At 69.6% G+C, this 14,879-nt stretch carries 12 protein-coding genes and 1 riboswitch; of the genes, 5 read left to right on the top strand and 7 right to left on the bottom strand.

Annotated features, from left to right (window positions below):
• Positions 1–36 precede the first annotated feature (36 nt).
• From Q9R47_RS12965 to Q9R47_RS12940, 6 genes are all read right to left on the bottom strand, one after another.
• The gene (locus Q9R47_RS12965) at positions 37–1,827 is read right to left on the bottom strand and encodes a glycosyltransferase family 39 protein (RefSeq protein ID WP_311233614.1); all 1,791 of its coding nucleotides are present in this window, start codon (positions 1,825–1,827) and stop codon (positions 37–39) included.
• Entirely contained in the window at positions 1,824–2,834 is a 1,011-nt protein-coding gene (locus Q9R47_RS12960) for a glycosyltransferase family 2 protein (RefSeq protein WP_311233613.1), read from the bottom strand. Before Q9R47_RS12960 ends, Q9R47_RS12965 begins: the two co-directional genes overlap by 4 nt.
• Positions 2,831–3,184 (bottom strand): EamA family transporter, encoded by a 354-nt coding sequence (locus Q9R47_RS12955; RefSeq protein WP_311233612.1) that lies wholly within the window; start codon positions 3,182–3,184, stop codon positions 2,831–2,833. The genes Q9R47_RS12960 and Q9R47_RS12955 overlap by 4 nt, the downstream gene beginning before the upstream one ends.
• A gap of 29 nt (positions 3,185–3,213) precedes the next feature.
• Positions 3,214–4,635: a hypothetical protein gene (locus Q9R47_RS12950; protein WP_311233611.1), complete on the bottom strand. Its 1,422-nt coding sequence runs from the start codon at positions 4,633–4,635 to the stop codon at positions 3,214–3,216.
• 14 nt (positions 4,636–4,649) lie between these two features.
• Positions 4,650–6,290: a peptide chain release factor 3 gene (locus Q9R47_RS12945; protein ID WP_311233610.1), complete on the bottom strand. Its 1,641-nt coding sequence runs from the start codon at positions 6,288–6,290 to the stop codon at positions 4,650–4,652.
• Positions 6,291–6,451: 161 nt separating this feature from the next.
• Positions 6,452–7,483, bottom strand: a complete 1,032-nt coding sequence (locus Q9R47_RS12940; protein ID WP_311233609.1) for an acyltransferase — start codon at positions 7,481–7,483, stop codon at positions 6,452–6,454.
• A gap of 261 nt (positions 7,484–7,744) precedes the next feature.
• Positions 7,745–7,832: riboswitch (S-adenosyl-L-homocysteine riboswitch) on the top strand.
• 69 nt (positions 7,833–7,901) lie between these two features.
• Between Q9R47_RS12940 and ahcY the strand changes: the two genes are divergently transcribed.
• The 4 genes from ahcY (at position 7,902) to Q9R47_RS12920 (ending at position 12,438) form a co-directional block, all read left to right on the top strand.
• Positions 7,902–9,332, top strand: coding sequence for an adenosylhomocysteinase (gene ahcY, locus Q9R47_RS12935; RefSeq protein WP_311233608.1), 1,431 nt, complete (start codon positions 7,902–7,904; stop codon positions 9,330–9,332).
• A 356-nt stretch (positions 9,333–9,688) separates the two neighbouring features.
• Positions 9,689–10,690, top strand: coding sequence for a TlyA family RNA methyltransferase (locus tag Q9R47_RS12930; protein WP_311233607.1), 1,002 nt, complete (start codon positions 9,689–9,691; stop codon positions 10,688–10,690).
• Complete coding sequence (metF, locus tag Q9R47_RS12925; RefSeq protein WP_311233606.1) at positions 10,687–11,535, top strand: methylenetetrahydrofolate reductase [NAD(P)H]; 849 nt, start codon at positions 10,687–10,689, stop codon at positions 11,533–11,535. The genes Q9R47_RS12930 and metF overlap by 4 nt, the downstream gene beginning before the upstream one ends.
• A 198-nt stretch (positions 11,536–11,733) precedes the next feature.
• Positions 11,734–12,438 carry a septal ring lytic transglycosylase RlpA family protein gene (locus Q9R47_RS12920; protein ID WP_311233605.1) on the top strand — a complete coding sequence of 235 codons (705 nt, stop codon included), beginning with the start codon at positions 11,734–11,736 and terminating at the stop codon, positions 12,436–12,438.
• Positions 12,439–12,528: 90 nt separating this feature from the next.
• On the opposite strand, the gene Q9R47_RS12915 is transcribed toward Q9R47_RS12920, so the two are convergent.
• Positions 12,529–13,428 carry a 23S rRNA (adenine(2030)-N(6))-methyltransferase RlmJ gene (locus tag Q9R47_RS12915; RefSeq protein ID WP_311233604.1) on the bottom strand — a complete coding sequence of 300 codons (900 nt, stop codon included), beginning with the start codon at positions 13,426–13,428 and terminating at the stop codon, positions 12,529–12,531.
• A gap of 165 nt (positions 13,429–13,593) precedes the next feature.
• On the opposite strand from Q9R47_RS12915, the gene Q9R47_RS12910 reads away from it, so the two are divergent.
• On the top strand, positions 13,594–14,879 hold a 1,286-nt coding region (locus Q9R47_RS12910; protein WP_311233603.1), incomplete at its 3' end, for a serine/threonine-protein kinase.

Here is a 14,879-nt window from a genome sequence, read left to right as displayed (position 1 = left end):
GGGAGAGGCCACAGGCCTGCCATCGCCGCCGGCTTCCTACTGCGCCAGGGCCCGCTGCAGGTAGTGGCGGCCGGGGCTGGCCTGGTACAGGCCCATGCCGCTGAACTGCATCAGCGTGCCCGGCGCGCACTCGAAGCGCAGCTGGATCTGGCGCGGGCCGCTCTCGGGCAGCATGACGTGGTGCATGCCCCAGTTGATGTCTTGCCCCTGCTGCAGGCCGCCCAGGCGGATCCGCGTGGACCGTTCGGCGCCCCCGGCTCCGCGCAGGATCAGCCACGCGTAGCTGCACTTGCCTTCGAAGCGGGGCATGCCCAGGTGCACCATGCTGATGATGTCCTGGGGCAGCGGCTTGTCCGCGTCCCATTCCACGGTGGCGGAGTCCGCCGTCATGCGGGCCGGGCCCTGCAGCGGATCGCCGTCCCAGCCCTCGGCATGCAGCTGGCTGCTGTCGGCCACCGCGATCTCCTGGGGCGGGATCAGGCTGAAGTCGGGCAGCAGGGCGCTGCTGTGCCGCTGGTGGTACACGCCGACGGCGATGCCGGCCACGATGGCCGCCACGGTGCCGGCCAGCACGGCGCCGCGCCGCGGGCGGCTCCATGCCCAGGCCACGCCCTGCGCCGCCAGCAGCACGAACAGCACGTCCAGCGCGCTGATGCTGTAGCGCGGGTTGTAGAGCACCGGAACGTGCACGGCGCACTGGTAGGCGGCGGCACCGGCCACCATCCAGCCCATGGGATGGCGCCGCGCGCCCCACACGCCCAGCAGCGCCAGCAGCACCAGCGCGATCCGCCAGGCGCGGTCGTTCAGCACGTGCCGGTCCAGATGCGCCCGGCTGAAGAACAGTACGGCGCCCAGCTTGCGGACGTACATCTGCAGCAGCTCGCCGGTGGGGAGGTCGCGCAGCATGGTCTTGGCGACCGCCATCAGCCGCTTGTCGCCCTCCATCGAGAGGTGTCCCAGGCCGCCCACCACGGTGCCTTCGTCGTGCGCCAGGCCGAAGAAGGGCGGCTCGTAGCCGGACAGGACGGGATTGCTGCCGAAGTACAGGGCGGCGCCGCTGCCGGTGGCGACCATGGGCCGCCCGAAGGTGTCGTTCTGCCGCACGATGTAGGCACCCACGAGCACGACCGCGATCAGGTGGATCGCGGCGATGCGCAGCGCCGCCCCGCGGTGAGGTGCCTTGAGGCGCCACGCGGCGAGGCAGAACACCACGGCCGCGAAGGGCAGCCAGTACATGTAGGTGGCGCGGGTGAGCGTCGCGGCGGCCAGGGCCAGGCCGGCGAGCACCACCGCCCCTGCGTGCCATGCGCGGGCACGCGGCCCGGTGCGGGCTTGCGCCGCGCAGCTCGATGCCCACAGCCAGAGCGCGACCAGGAAGACGAAGGGCGATTCGCCCAGCAGCGTCGCGCCGGCTTCCACCAGCATGTGGGGAAGGACGTACAGCCAGCCGGCCGCCACGGCCGCCACCCGCCCGCCGATGCGGCGCGCGGCATCGAACGTCAGGGCCAGCGCCGTCAGCGAGATGGCGAGGTTCGCCATCTTGATGGTGACCGGGTCCGCCCCCGCGAGGGCCATGTAGACGACGGCGCCCGGCGCCACCTTGTAGGCGTCGGGGCTGGAGAAGGCGCGCGAGGCGTCTTCCATCACCTGGCGGGCCAGCGGCAGGTAGGTGTAGACGGAGTCGAACGGTATCGCGGTCTGCACCAGCACTTCGAGCATGCGCACCGCGTAGATCACCATCGGTACGACCAGGCCCCAGAACACCCAGGGGGCCGTCATGGGCGCGCCGTGCTGCGGTATGCGGGTGCCTGCCGTGCCCGCGCTCATCGCAGGAGCTCCGGGGCCGCGGCGGGCAGGTCTCCGTCGTCGGCGAGCTGGGGGCTGAGCGGCTCGGTCGGCACGCTGCCCACGTCGTGGTGCAGGAAGGCCACCAGGAACTGGATGCCGATCAGCACGGGCAGCGCGGCCAGCATGACCGTGCCGCTGGTGGCGGGATGGTCGCCCAGCACGCTGGTGATCCAATGGCCGGCGCCGAAGATCACGCCCCAGGCCAGGAGCAGGAAGCCGAAGATGCTGTAGATCGATCCCGCGTTGAAGTCGCGCACGAAGTAGCTGTAGGCGTAGCGGCGCAGCAGGCGCGACGCGTGCTTCTTCAGGAATTCGGGCAGCACCTTGCCGATCTTGAGGTTCGATTCCTCGTCGGCGTAGACGGAGTCCATCGGCACGTCGCGCACCACGGCGCGCAGCGTGTTGAGGCGGAACAGCACGTCCGTCTCGAAGAAGTAGCGGCGCTCGAGCTTGTCGAGCGGCAGTTCGCGCAGCACGGCGGTGTGGATGGCGGTGTAGCCATTGGTCGGGTCCATGATCGTCCAGTAGCCGCAGCTCAGTTTGGTCATGAACGACAGCACCGCGTTGCCGAAGAGGCGCACCGGCGGCATGCCGCGCACCGATTCGGGCCGGAAGAAGCGGTTGCCCTTGGTGTAGTCGGCACGGCCGGCCAGGATCGGGCGCACGAAGTGCGGCAGCAGGGCGGGGTTCATCTGCCCGTCGCCGTCGATCTTCACGACGATGTCCATGCCGTCGGCGATCGCCTGATGATAGGCCGTGACGACGGCGCCGCCGACGCCGCGGTTCTCCGGATTGAACAGCACGCGCACGCGGGGGTCGGTGCAGTGCGCCTGGATGAAGGCCCCGCTGCCCTCGGGGCAGGCATCGTCCACCGCGTAGATGCGGGCCACGGACGCCGGCACCGTGCGGATCACTTCCAGCACGTGCTGGGTCACCTTGTAGCAGGGGATCGCCACCGCGATGGCCATGGGGCGTGCCTGCGTCATGCGGCGGCCCTCCCCGCCACGGCGATGCCCGCCAGGATCAGCGCGCCGCCGATGAAGGTCTGCAGATGCAGTGGCTCGCCGAGGAACAGCCAGCCCATGGTCGGAACGATCAGGAAGGCCAGGCCCATGAAGGGATAGGCCAGGTGCAGCGGCGCGCTGCGCAGCACCCAGATCCACAGCAGCGTGGTGATGCCGTACAGCGCCAGCGCGACGATGAGCCAGCCGTTGAACAGCCAGTCGGTGAGCACGGGCTGCGGCGGCAGCTGCATGGCCGCCTTCTTGAACAGCAGCTGTCCGACGGAGATGCCGAACACGCACAGGAGCGTGAGGGATGTGAGTAGCAGCGACATGGGGCGAAGGGATGCAACAGGAAAACTATTCAGGGCGCTGGCGCTTCGTGCCGCAGCGCCAGGGCGGGAAGCAGCACCAGCGGCAGCACGAAAAAGGGCAGCAAATAGCGGTACTCGCCCGCGGAGGAGAGCAGGAAGATCGCACCGCACTGTAGCGCCATCGGCAGGGCCACGATGAGCAGCGCGGCCTCGCGCCGCCGCACGCCGCGCACCAGGGCCCAGGCCAGCAGCGCGAAACCCGCCCAGGGCGTCCAGAGGAGCCAGCGCCAGCGGTAGCTCGCCTTCTGCGCGCCGATGAAGCCGCGCTCCAGCTCCTGCACGTCGAACCGCCGGTAGGTGGAGACGGACCGGGTGCGGGGCAGCACGTGGGCGGCGTAGGTCACGGCGGGAAAGCCCCCCTGGGCGAGCGCCGCCGTCATGAACACCGTCATGCGGCTGCCGAGGAACTCGGGGAGGTTGTGCCAGAGGTTGTAGCGGAAGAATTCGCGCACCAGCGTGCGGCGGTCGGCCTCCGGTATGCCGCCCACCTGCGGCCCGTCGGGATGGAAGACGAGCATGTCCCAGTACGCCGGATCGGAATAGGCCACCATCGACTCGGCAGGCCGGTGCCGGCGCAGTGCGTCCAGGGTGGCTGCCGAGATCCTCGGTTCGTCCAGCACCCAGGGGTCGTTCATGTGCGCGAACCGTGTCCACAGATCGTTCATCGCGTGCGGGCGCAGGAAGTTCACCGTCTCGAACACCACCATGGGATAGACGGCTTCCTGGGCCTGCGACGGGTGCGCGCGGTGCGCCGCGGCCATCAGCGCGCACCAGAGGGCGATCACGGCGCCGAGCAGCCAGCGAGCGCGGCCGGGCACGAATGCGAGCGCGGCGAGCGCCGGCAGCAGGAACACGAGCCCGTTGGGCCGGGTGAACACCGCGAACGGCAGCGCGAGCGCCACCATCGCGAGGGACGCGCCGCCCATGTGCCGCCGGCGCACGGCCAGCCACAGCTCGAACAGCAGGCCGCACGCGGCCACGGCGAAGACGGCGTCGGGGTAGAGGGTGCCCGCGAAGGCGGTCATGTGCGGGGCCAGGGCCACGAAGACCAGCCCCGCGAGGCAGGTCTTGCGCAGGCCCGCGCTCCAGCACCATGCCAGCATGCGCGCGAAAATGACCGCGCACAGCAGCATCAGCACCGCCACCGGCACTTCCACCCGGCCCGTGGTGCCGTAGAGCCACCGCACCAGGTAGTACCAGAACACCGTCTTGCCCGAGCGGAACGGGCCCTCCTGCTCCACTTCGTGCAGGATCGCGACACTGTCTTCGCCGAGGATGCCCGGCCAGAAGGCCAGCAGCCACAGGCCGTAGACCGCGGCCAGGGCGCCCCCGATCGCCAGGAACGGCGCCCACGCCCCGTGCGGGCGCACCGTTTGGGCGGCACACGCTGCGGGCATGGGGCGAGCGGCCATGGGCTGCAATCCGCTCAGCCGGCGGCCTGCAGTGCCAGTCCCGCGTGCTCGCGCAGCGGATGGAAGTGGATCTTCGGGAACCGCTCCTGCGCCAGCCGCACGTCGTAGGGGCTGGTGCACAGGTAGGCCAGCGTGTCGGCCGCGTCGTGCGCCATGCGCAGCGGGTAGGCGTCGGTGAAGGCGCGCAGCTCGGCCGGCGTGTCCGCCGTGATCCAGCGCGCACCGGTGTACTGGCAGTTCTCCAGGCGCACGTCGCAGTCGTACTCGGCCTTCAGGCGGTGCTGCACCACTTCGAACTGCAGCTGGCCCACGGCGCCCAGCAGCATGTTGCCGCCGGCGTCGGGCTTGAAGACCTGGATCGCGCCTTCCTCGCCGAGCTGGGCGAGGCCCTGCTGCAGCTGCTTGGTGCGCAGCGGGTTCTTCAGCACCACCGTCATGAACATCTCGGGCGCGAAGAAGGGCAGGCCGGTGAACTGCAGGCTGGCGCCGTCGGTGATGGTATCGCCCAGCTGCACGCCGCCGTGCGTCGTGAAGCCGATGATGTCGCCCGCATAGGCCTCTTCCACGGCCTCGCGCCGCTGGCTCATGAAGGTCACCACGCTGGTGGGGCGCAGCTCCTTGGCGGTGCGCTGCACGCGCAGCTTCATGCCCGGCGTGTACTTGCCCGACGCCACGCGCACGAAGGCGATGCGGTCGCGGTGGTTGGCGTCCATGTTGGCCTGCACCTTGAACACCACGCCCGCGAAGCCGGACTCTTCCGGCAGCACGGTCTTCTCGACGGGCTGCTTGTTGACCACGAGGCTGCTGGTGCGCGGGCGCGGCGGGGGCGCCAGGTCGACCAGCGCATCGAGCACTTCCATCACGCCGAAGTTGTTCACGCCGGAGCCGAAGAACACCGGCGTCTGCTTGCCCGCGAGGAAGGCCTCGTGGTCCCACGCCGGGGAGGCGCCCACGGCCAGTTCCATGCTCTCGATGGCTTCGTCGAAGGTGGCGCCGAAGCGCGCGCGCAGGGCGTCGGCGTCGCTGAGCGGGATGGTCTCGAAGTCCTGCGGACGGCGTTCGCTGCCCGATTCGAACACCGTCATCGCCTGCGTGCGCAGGTTGATGATGCCGCCGAAGCTCTTGCCCTGGCCCACGGGCCAGGTCATGGGCACGCAGGGCATGCCGAGTTCGCGCTCCACTTCGTCGAGGATGTCGAGGGGCTCGCGCACTTCGCGGTCCATCTTGTTGACGAAGGTGATGATGGGGGTGTCGCGCTGGCGGCAGACCTCGATCAGCCGCCGCGTCTGCGATTCGACGCCGTTGGCCGCGTCGATCACCATGAGCGCGGAGTCCACGGCCGTGAGCACGCGGTAGGTGTCTTCCGAGAAGTCCTTGTGGCCGGGGGTGTCGAGCAGGTTCACCACGTGGTCGCGGTAGGCCATCTGCATGACCGAGGAAGCCACCGAGATGCCGCGCTGCTTTTCGATCTCCATCCAGTCGGAGGTGGCGTGGCGGCTCGCCTTGCGGCCCTTCACGGCCCCGGCGATCTGGATCGCGCCCGAGAACAGCAGCAGCTTTTCCGTGAGCGTGGTCTTGCCCGCATCCGGGTGGGAGATGATGGCGAAGGTGCGGCGGACCCCGACTTGCGGGGCGTAAGGGGTGGCGGTGGCCATGTCGTCTGAGTCCTGTCGGGAAACGCGGCAGCTCCCGCGGGAGTGCCGGGCGCCGGCATGCGGCCGGAAAGCCTGGGGCGCGGCCGCGGGCAGGGACGTGCCCCGCGGCGCGGCAAACCCGCGATTCTAGATGGCCGCCATCCCGAACGGACAGGCCCGCGTCAGGCCGTGCGCAGCGCGTTGCCTTCGCCGAGCCAGCTCTTGAGCCGCAATACCCTGGATTCGAGCAGGTGCCACGATGCATATCCGGCCGCGATCGAAAGCGCGCAGGTGAGCAGCAGGCTTGTGGTGAAGTCCAGTTCCGGCCAGGTGGCCTCGACGGCCTGGGCGATGGGAAAGCCGAAGAGGTAGATGCCGAAGGAAGGGTCTCCCGCACGCCGCAGGAAGGGCAAGCCGCCGCCTTGCCGGGTTCCCAGATAGATGAGCAGCGGGGGCAGGATGAGCAGGCCGGCCGAATGCTCGAGCTCGAGCCCGAAGAACAGCAGCACGCCGATGGGCGCGAGCATGCACAGCCACTGCTGCGCCCGGGCGAGGAAAACGCCGCGGTGCAGCGCGATCAGTGCGCCGCAGGCGAAATAGGCGGGGTATTCGAACCAGTGCCGCATGGTGCCGGTGAAGTCGGCGTTCTGGGTGGTCAGGAAGAACGCGATGTAGCCCAGGCATGCCACGGTCGCGAGAACGCGGGACCGCAGGACGCCCAAGGCACCGAGTCCGGCCAGGACGGCGTAGCAGAGCGTCTCCATGGGAATGGTCCACAACGGCCCGTTCATGACCTGCCGCACCGGGTTGCCCTCGAACACGCCGGGCAGGTTCACGTACTCCCGGTAGAGCAGCAGGTTCTGGTAGTAGGTGAGCGTCTCCGGATGCCGGAGGAACTCCGCGGCATCCAGCGACGTGAATGCGAGCCCGAACAGGAAGATGTTGGTGATCACCGCGAGCAGCACGCCGGGCCAGATGCGCAGCAGGCGCTTCCAGAGAAACGCCACGGTGTCGGGATGGCGCAGCCAGCTCAGCGTCACGAGGTAGCCGCTGATGGTGAAGAACGTCATCACGGCCACGCCGCCCACCATGTCGGAATGGAGCCAGTGCGGCGGAGCCGCGCGGGCGATGTGGAAGTGGTGGCTGAAGATGACGGCGAGGGCCGCGCCAATGCGCAGCGTATCGAAGTTGGAAGTCCTGGAAGAGTGGGGCATCGGGAGATCGGGCGTCGGGGGCGCGGGGCCTGCGGACGAAATCCTGCCGGGCGAGAAACCCGGGAGGGGGCGGGGGGACACGGCCTGCTGCCGGTCTTTGCGCAGGCCGTTATCTTGCCTCAATCCGTCCTGCCGTCCTACAACGAAAAGTTACAGCCCTGGCTTGCGGGCGTCGCACCCCCCCAAGGACGGGCGGAAGGAACCGACCGGCGCTGGATGGGCGCTCCCACGGGTTTTGGCTGCTTGGTTTTATAATTGCCGCCTTCCGAGGAGCGTTGCAGCGTTCCCACGCCCGCCGGGCGGGGGCGCGAGGCTCGGAATAATCCCATTGCAACGACGCTCACCCACGCTGTCCGGTGCGGTGAGTGATGCATTCCCCTCGAACGCGTGGTTTTTGCTTCCCTTCACGGAGAAAACCATGAGCGCAGTTCTCAAGACCCCGGCCGATCTGGCCATCGCCGACATTTCCCTGGCCGACTGGGGCCGCAAGGAAATCAAGATCGCCGAGACCGAAATGCCCGGCCTGATGGCCATCCGCGAGGAATTCGCGGCCGCGCAGCCCCTGAAGGGCGCGCGCATCACTGGCTCGCTGCACATGACCATCCAGACGGCCGTGCTGATCGAGACGCTGAAGGAACTGGGCGCCGACGTGCGCTGGGCCTCCTGCAACATCTTCTCCACGCAGGACCATGCCGCCGCAGCTATTGCCGCGGGCGGCACGCCGGTGTTCGCCATCAAGGGCGAATCGCTGGAAGACTACTGGGACTACACCCACCGCATCTTCGACTTCGGACCCAAGGGCTCCAAGGGCGAAGGCCCGAACATGATTCTGGACGACGGCGGCGACGCCACGCTGCTGATGCACCTGGGCCAGCGCGCCGAGAAGGACGCCTCCCTGGTCGCCGGCAACGGCGCCAGCGAGGAAGAGCGCATCCTGTTCGCGGCCATCCGCAAGAAGCTGGCAGAAGACCCGACCTGGTACAGCCGCAAGTCGGCCGAGATCATCGGCGTGACGGAAGAAACGACGACCGGCGTGCACCGCCTGAACGAGATGTCCGCTAAGGGCACGCTGCTGTTCCGCGCGATCAACGTGAACGACTCGGTCACCAAGTCGAAGTTCGACAACCTCTACGGCTGCCGTGAGTCGCTGGTGGACGGCATCAAGCGCGCGACCGACGTGATGATCGCTGGCAAGGTGGCCCTGGTGGCCGGCTACGGCGACGTGGGCAAGGGCTGCGCCCAGGCCCTGGCCGCCCTGCGCGCCCAGGTGTGGGTGACCGAGATCGATCCGATCAACGCCCTGCAGGCCGCGATGGAAGGCTACAAGGTCGTGACCATGGAATACGCCGCCGACAAGGCCGACATCTTCGTGACCACCACCGGCAACAAGGACGTGATCCGCCACGAGCACATGGTGGCGATGAAGAACGAGTCCATCGTCTGCAACATCGGCCACTTCGACAACGAGATCGACGTCGCCTCGATCGAGAAGTACCAGTGGGAGGAAGTGAAGCCCCAGGTCGATCACGTGATCTTCCCGGACGGCAAGCGCATCACCCTGCTGGCCAAGGGCCGCCTCGTGAACCTGGGCTGCGCCACGGGCCACCCGAGCTTCGTGATGTCCAGCTCCTTCGCCAACCAGACCATCGCGCAGATCGAACTGTTCACCAAGCCCGACGCCTACCAGGCCGGCAAGGTGTACGTGCTGCCGAAGGTGCTGGACGAGAAGGTCGCGCGCCTGCACCTGAAGAAGGTCGGCGCCCAGCTCACCGAGCTGACCGACGCGCAGGCCGCCTACATCGGCGTGAAGAAGGAAGGCCCGTACAAGGCCGATACGTATCGGTATTGAGCACTCCCTCCTGAGGCGCTGCGCGCCTTCCCCCCTCTCTGGCGGCGCTTCGCGCCTTGGAGGGGGGACGACGCCAGCGGCCCGGCGGAGCCGGTTCCGCGGCGTCTGCTGGCTTGGGGCGTGCGAGTGCCCTGGCGAATGACGAGGCGCTCAGGACCGCGTGGGCTGCCGGTTGAGCGCGGCAGGTAGCGTTCGGAGAATGGGTCTGGGCGCAGTCACCGGATGCGGTAACGCATGCCAGGCCGTGCAGCAAGGTGCGGCCACGGTGCCGGCGCGGGTCTGTCCGCCGCCCTGCAATCGATTGGAAATGTGGCGGGCCGCGTGTGCGGCCCGCCCTGTTGGAGAGGAAGGCGCTGATGCGCGCGGATGTGTTTTTGGTGGAGCACGGCCATGCGGCCACGCGGTCGCAGGCCCAGCGGTTGATCGCGGCCGGCGTGCAGTGGCGGCTGGCGGCCAGCCTGCCGTGGACGAAGGTGGCGAAGAACGGCGACGACATTCCGGCGATCGCCGAGGTCGAGCTGCTGGACGGCGCCGAGGCGCGGTACCTGTCGCGCGGCGGCCTGAAGCTGGAGGGCGCGCTGCGTGCCACCGGCCTGCAGGTGGCCGGTCTGCGCTGCCTCGACGTGGGGCAGAGCACGGGCGGGTTCACCGACTGCCTGCTGCAGCACGGTGCGGCGCAGGTGATCGGCGTGGACGTGGGCCATGGCCAGCTGCACGAGCGGCTGCGGGACGATCCGCGCGTGGTGGGCGTGGAGGGGCTGAACGCCCGTTCCGTGACCGCCGAATCGCTGCGCGAGGCCTGCGAGGAAGCCCTGTCCGAGCGCGTGGAGCGCGACCCGGACGACAACGAGACCCAGCCCGAGGCGCCCTATGCCTGGATGCGCAACGGCGGCCAGGTGGACGACGAATACGACGACAGCGACGACGCCAAGGAGCACGAGGTGGAGGCCTTCAAGGCCGAGCGCGAGGCCAGGGCGCGCGCGCGTGCCGAGGGTGCGCTGCCCACCGAGCTGCGCCGCCGCGCGGGGCGCGAGGACGTGGACGTCACGCCTGAATTCGACCTCGTCACCGGCGATGTGTCCTTCATCTCGCTCACGCTGATCCTGCCGGCGGTGGTGCCGCTGCTCCAGGCGGATGGCGAGCTGCTGATGCTGGTCAAACCGCAATTCGAGCTGCAGCCCGGCCAGGTGGGCAAGGGCGGCATCGTGCGCGATCCGGCCCTCTACGCCCAGGTGGAACAGCGCCTGCGCGAGTGCTGCACGGCGCTGGGCCTGGACGTGGCCGGCTGGCACGACAGCCCGATCGACGGCGGCGACGGCAACCGCGAATTCTTCATTCATGCAAGGAGGAAGGCATGAGCCTTTCCACGGACACGGGATCGCTTCCGGTCAGCTTCGAATTCTTCCCGCCGAAGACGCCCGAGGGCGCCGGGAAGCTGCGGGCCGTGCGCCGGCAGCTCTACGAGCGCCGGCCGGAGTTCTGCTCGGTCACCTACGGCGCGGGCGGCTCCACCCAGGAGGGCACGTTCGGCACGGTGCGCGAGATCCTCGCCGAGGGCGTGCAGGCCGCATGCCACTTCTCCTGCATCGGCGCCACGCGCGAGAGCGTGCGCGCGCAGCTCGCGCAGCTCAAGGCCATGGGCGTGTCGCGCCTGGTGGCGCTGCGGGGCGACCTGCCGAGCGGCTACGGCGCGGGCGGCGAGTTCCATTACGCGAGCGATCTGGTGGCCTTCATCCGCGAGGAAACGGGCCAGGATTTCCACATCGAGGTGGCGGCCTATCCCGAGGTGCATCCCCAGGCCCGCTCCGCCGACGCCGACCTGCAGGCCTTCTCGGCCAAGGTGCGCGCCGGGGCGGATTCGGCGATCACGCAGTACTTCTTCAATGCCGATGCGTACTGGCGCTTCCTGGACGACGTGCGCGCCCAGGGCCTGGACGTGCCGGTCATTCCCGGCATCATGCCGATCATGGGATCGACCCAGCTCATGCGCTTCTCCGATGCCTGCGGCGCGGAGATCCCGCGCTGGATCCGGCTGCGGCTGCAGGCCTTCGGGGACGACACGGCGAGCATCCGGGCCTTCGGCCTCGACGTGGTGGCGGACCTGTGCGAGCGCCTGCGCGCGGGCGGCGTGCCGTCACTGCACTTCTACACCATGAACCAGAGCGCCACGATCCTGGAACTCTGCCGCCGCCTGGGCCTGTGACGGGCCGGAACGCGCCGCACGGGCCGTGCGGTGCGCCGGCCGGGTTGGGTAACATGGCGCCTTCCTGCACGGCCGTGCCGTGGCATGCGCTGCCGCCGGCCCACCCGCCGGCAGCCCCCCGGCGGGCCTGCGCCGATGCCGAAAAAAAGGATTCGAAGCGTTTTGAAGAGGTTTCTGCAACGCGCTGCCAGCGCTGAAATGCCCCGGGCCCTGCTGGGGCTGTCGACGGTCCTGCTGTGCGGGGCGATCGCTGCATGCGCGGTCGCGCCGGCGTCCGATTCCGCCTCCGAGGCCGGCGGCGATGCACCGGCCGCCGCATCCTCCGCACCCGGACAGGCGCACGCTCCCGCCCCCGCGCGGCCTCCCCGGCCGGCATTGCGGGCGCCCCGGCCCGCCGTTCCCCTGACCGATCCGGACACCCCGGCCGCGCTGCGCGAGCCCGCGCCGGCGATGCCGTCGCCATCGCCTGCGCCGGAGACGGAACCGGAGGAGGCCAAGGGCGCGAAGGACGGCCGCGCCTCGGGCCTGGGCCTGGACCTCGGCAGCGAACTCGGAGATTTCGGCGAGGAAGGCATGGCGTCCTGGTACGGCGCGCGCTTCCACGCCCGCCGCACGGCGAGCGGCGAGCGTTTCGACATGAACGATTTCACGGCGGCGCACCGCACGCTGCCCTTCGGCACCCGGGTGTGCGTGCGCAGCCTCGTCACCGGCCGGGCGGTGCAGGTGCGCATCAACGACCGCGGCCCGCATTCCCAGAACCGCATCCTGGACCTGAGCCGGGCCGCCGCCCAGTCCCTGGGCCTGCTGGGCCTGGGCATCAAGCCGGTCGCCATCACCCTGGCTCCCACCGACCCGGATGTGCCGTGCCCCGGTGCGGATTCCATGAGGGCGTCGGGAGACTGACCGAAGCCGTCTCCTCAAAAGACTTTTTGCCGGCTCCGTGTGAGACGCACTGCCTTGGCGGTGCGTCGGGGGGGGTGAGGGCGCTGCGGCTCAGCCGCCCGATTCGAGGCTGTGCGCCGCGTGCTGCGGGTCCTGCGCCAGCAGCTCCGCCATCTGGGGCAGGGCGGGCTTGAGCGCGGCCTTCAGCGTGTGGGGCGGGTTGATCACGAACATGCCGCTGGCGGGCAGGCCCGGCCGCCGCTGCGTGCCGTCCGTGTCCGTCGTGATGCGGCTGGATTTCACGGTGAGCGTGGCGTGCAGCCAGGGCTTGCCCGCGCGGGTGGCGAGCGTCTTCATGCGCCGCGGCAGATCGTGCGCCTCGGGCCGGGGAATGATGGGATACCACACGGCGTAGGTGCCCGTGGCGAAGCGCCTGAGCGCTTCCGTGAGCATGTCCAGCACCCGGCCGTAGTCGGTCTTGATCTCGTAGCTCGGGTCGCACAGCACCAGCCCGCGCCGCGAAGGCGGCGGCAGGAACTTGCGGATGCCTTCGAAGCCGTCCTCGTGCAGCACCGCCACCTGGCGGCCCGCGTCGAGCTGGGCGATGTTGCCGGCCAGCGAACGCATGTCCGTGGGATGCAGCTCGAACAGCTTCAGCCGGTCGTGCCCGCGCAGCAGCCGGTGGGCGATGAACGGCGAGCCCGGGTACACCTTGGCGGTGGAGCCGCTGTTGAATGCCTGCACCAGATCGACATAGGCCTGCAGCGCGGGCGCGAGTTCGGTGCCTTTCGGCAGCGCGGCGGGCAGCAGGCGCAGGATGCCGTCGGCCGCCTCGCCGCTGGTGGCCGCGTAGTCGCCGTCCAGGCGGAAGAGACCGGCACCCGCATGGGTGTCCAATACGGCGAGCGCGGCGTCTTTCTGCGTCAGGTGTTGCAGGATGGCGATCAATACCGTGTGCTTGAGCACGTCGGCATGGTTGCCCGCATGGAAGGCGTGGCGATAGCTGAACATAGGCCCCGATGGTAACCAGCCTGCCGGGCGATGCCACCCCGCGGGGCCGTCCGGAACGCGCTTTGTCCACCGTCCGGGGCCGGCTTGCTGCATGATGGCGGCCATTGCCGCCTTCGCGCCGCCTGTCTCGCGGGCGGCCGGCCTCCTGGATTCTTGCCTCCTCCTATGTCCGTTCCCACCTCCGCCACCGAAATCCAGAGCGACGCGCACCACGTGGACGCCCTGCCGTCGGGCTCCCGCCTGGGCGAATTCGAGGTGATCTCGCTGCTCGGCGTCGGTGGCTTCGGCATGGTCTACAAGGCGTTCGACCATTCGCTGCGCAGGTTCGTCGCGATCAAGGAATACATGCCCACGGCGCTCGCCGCCCGGGCGCAGGGCCAGTCGCTCTGGGTGCGCTCCTCGTCGCACGAGCAGTCGTTCCAGGCCGGGCTGGCATCCTTCGTCGCCGAGGCGCGGCTGCTGGCGCAGTTCGACCATCCCTCCCTGGTGAAGGTGTTCCGCTTCTGGGAGGCGAACCAGACCGCCTACATGGTCATGCCGCTCTACGGCGGCATGACGCTCAAGCAGGCGCGCGCCCACATGCGCACGCCGCCGCCGGAGGCCTGGCTGCGCAAGGTGCTCTGGTCCATCCTCGGGGCGCTGCGCGTGCTGCACGACGGCCACACGCTGCACCGCGACATCTCGCCCGACAACATCTTCCTGCAGGACACGGGCGCCCCCGTGCTGCTGGACCTGGGCGCCGCCCGCCATGCCATCACCGACCACTCGCACCGGCTGACGGCCGTGCTCAAGGTCAACTACGCCCCGATCGAGCAGTACAACGACGAAGGCAACGACCTGCGGCAGGGACCGTGGAGCGATCTGTACTCGGTGGGTGCGGTGGTGCACGGCTGCCTCTGCAACGACACCCCGCTGCCGGCGACGCTGCGCGCGATCCGCGACCGGATGGTGCCGTTCCCGCGGGTGGCCCGCACGGTGCGCAAGCAGTTCGGCGTCGAGTATTCGCCGCCCTTCATCGCCGCGATCTCGCAGGCACTGGCCCTGCAGCCCCAGGACCGGCCTCAGAGCATCGACGAATTCCTGGCGGTCATGGAAATGGCCGTGCCGCCCGAAGGCATGGAGCAGTTCGACTTCCGTGCCGAGCTGGGGGACAACTGGGTGGAGCCCGCCGACCGCCGCGGTGCGGGCGTCGCCGTGCCGATGATCGACATCACGTCCGTTCCGGCGCCGATGTCGGGCCTGTCGATGCCGCAGCCGATGGCCGCGGCCCTGCCGCTGATGGAGGCACCGCCGGCACCCACCACCGTGGCGCGCCGCACCGTCGCGCCGGCCCCCGTGCCGGTTCCGGCGCCGGCGCCCGCGCGCGCGCCGGTGCCCGGCCCCACGGCCGCCGCGGAAGCCACGGTGTTCCTCGACAGCCTGCCCGACGCCGGCGATTCGGCGTTCGAGTC

Source organism: Acidovorax sp. PRC11, assembly GCF_031844105.1.
Lineage (GTDB): Bacteria > Pseudomonadota > Gammaproteobacteria > Burkholderiales > Burkholderiaceae_C > Paracidovorax.
The sequence above is the reverse complement of the archived record's forward strand: the minus strand, read 5'-3'. Positions and strand labels throughout refer to the sequence as shown.

What these genes read in the sequence shown, in the direction of transcription:
- Q9R47_RS12965 (WP_311233614.1), bottom strand. Translation starts at nt 1,827, where the DNA reads ATGAGCGCGGGCACGGCAGGCACCCGCATACCGCAGCACGGCGCGCCC.
- Q9R47_RS12960 (WP_311233613.1), bottom strand. Translation starts at nt 2,834, where the DNA reads ATGACGCAGGCACGCCCCATGGCCATCGCGGTGGCGATCCCCTGCTAC.
- Q9R47_RS12955 (WP_311233612.1), bottom strand. Translation starts at nt 3,184, where the DNA reads ATGTCGCTGCTACTCACATCCCTCACGCTCCTGTGCGTGTTCGGCATC.
- Q9R47_RS12950 (WP_311233611.1), bottom strand. Translation starts at nt 4,635, where the DNA reads ATGGCCGCTCGCCCCATGCCCGCAGCGTGTGCCGCCCAAACGGTGCGC.
- Q9R47_RS12945 (WP_311233610.1), bottom strand. Translation starts at nt 6,290, where the DNA reads ATGGCCACCGCCACCCCTTACGCCCCGCAAGTCGGGGTCCGCCGCACC.
- Q9R47_RS12940 (WP_311233609.1), bottom strand. Translation starts at nt 7,483, where the DNA reads ATGCCCCACTCTTCCAGGACTTCCAACTTCGATACGCTGCGCATTGGC.
- ahcY (WP_311233608.1), top strand. Translation starts at nt 7,902, where the DNA reads ATGAGCGCAGTTCTCAAGACCCCGGCCGATCTGGCCATCGCCGACATT.
- Q9R47_RS12930 (WP_311233607.1), top strand. Translation starts at nt 9,689, where the DNA reads ATGCGCGCGGATGTGTTTTTGGTGGAGCACGGCCATGCGGCCACGCGG.
- metF (WP_311233606.1), top strand. Translation starts at nt 10,687, where the DNA reads ATGAGCCTTTCCACGGACACGGGATCGCTTCCGGTCAGCTTCGAATTC.
- Q9R47_RS12920 (WP_311233605.1), top strand. Translation starts at nt 11,734, where the DNA reads ATGCCCCGGGCCCTGCTGGGGCTGTCGACGGTCCTGCTGTGCGGGGCG.
- Q9R47_RS12915 (WP_311233604.1), bottom strand. Translation starts at nt 13,428, where the DNA reads ATGTTCAGCTATCGCCACGCCTTCCATGCGGGCAACCATGCCGACGTG.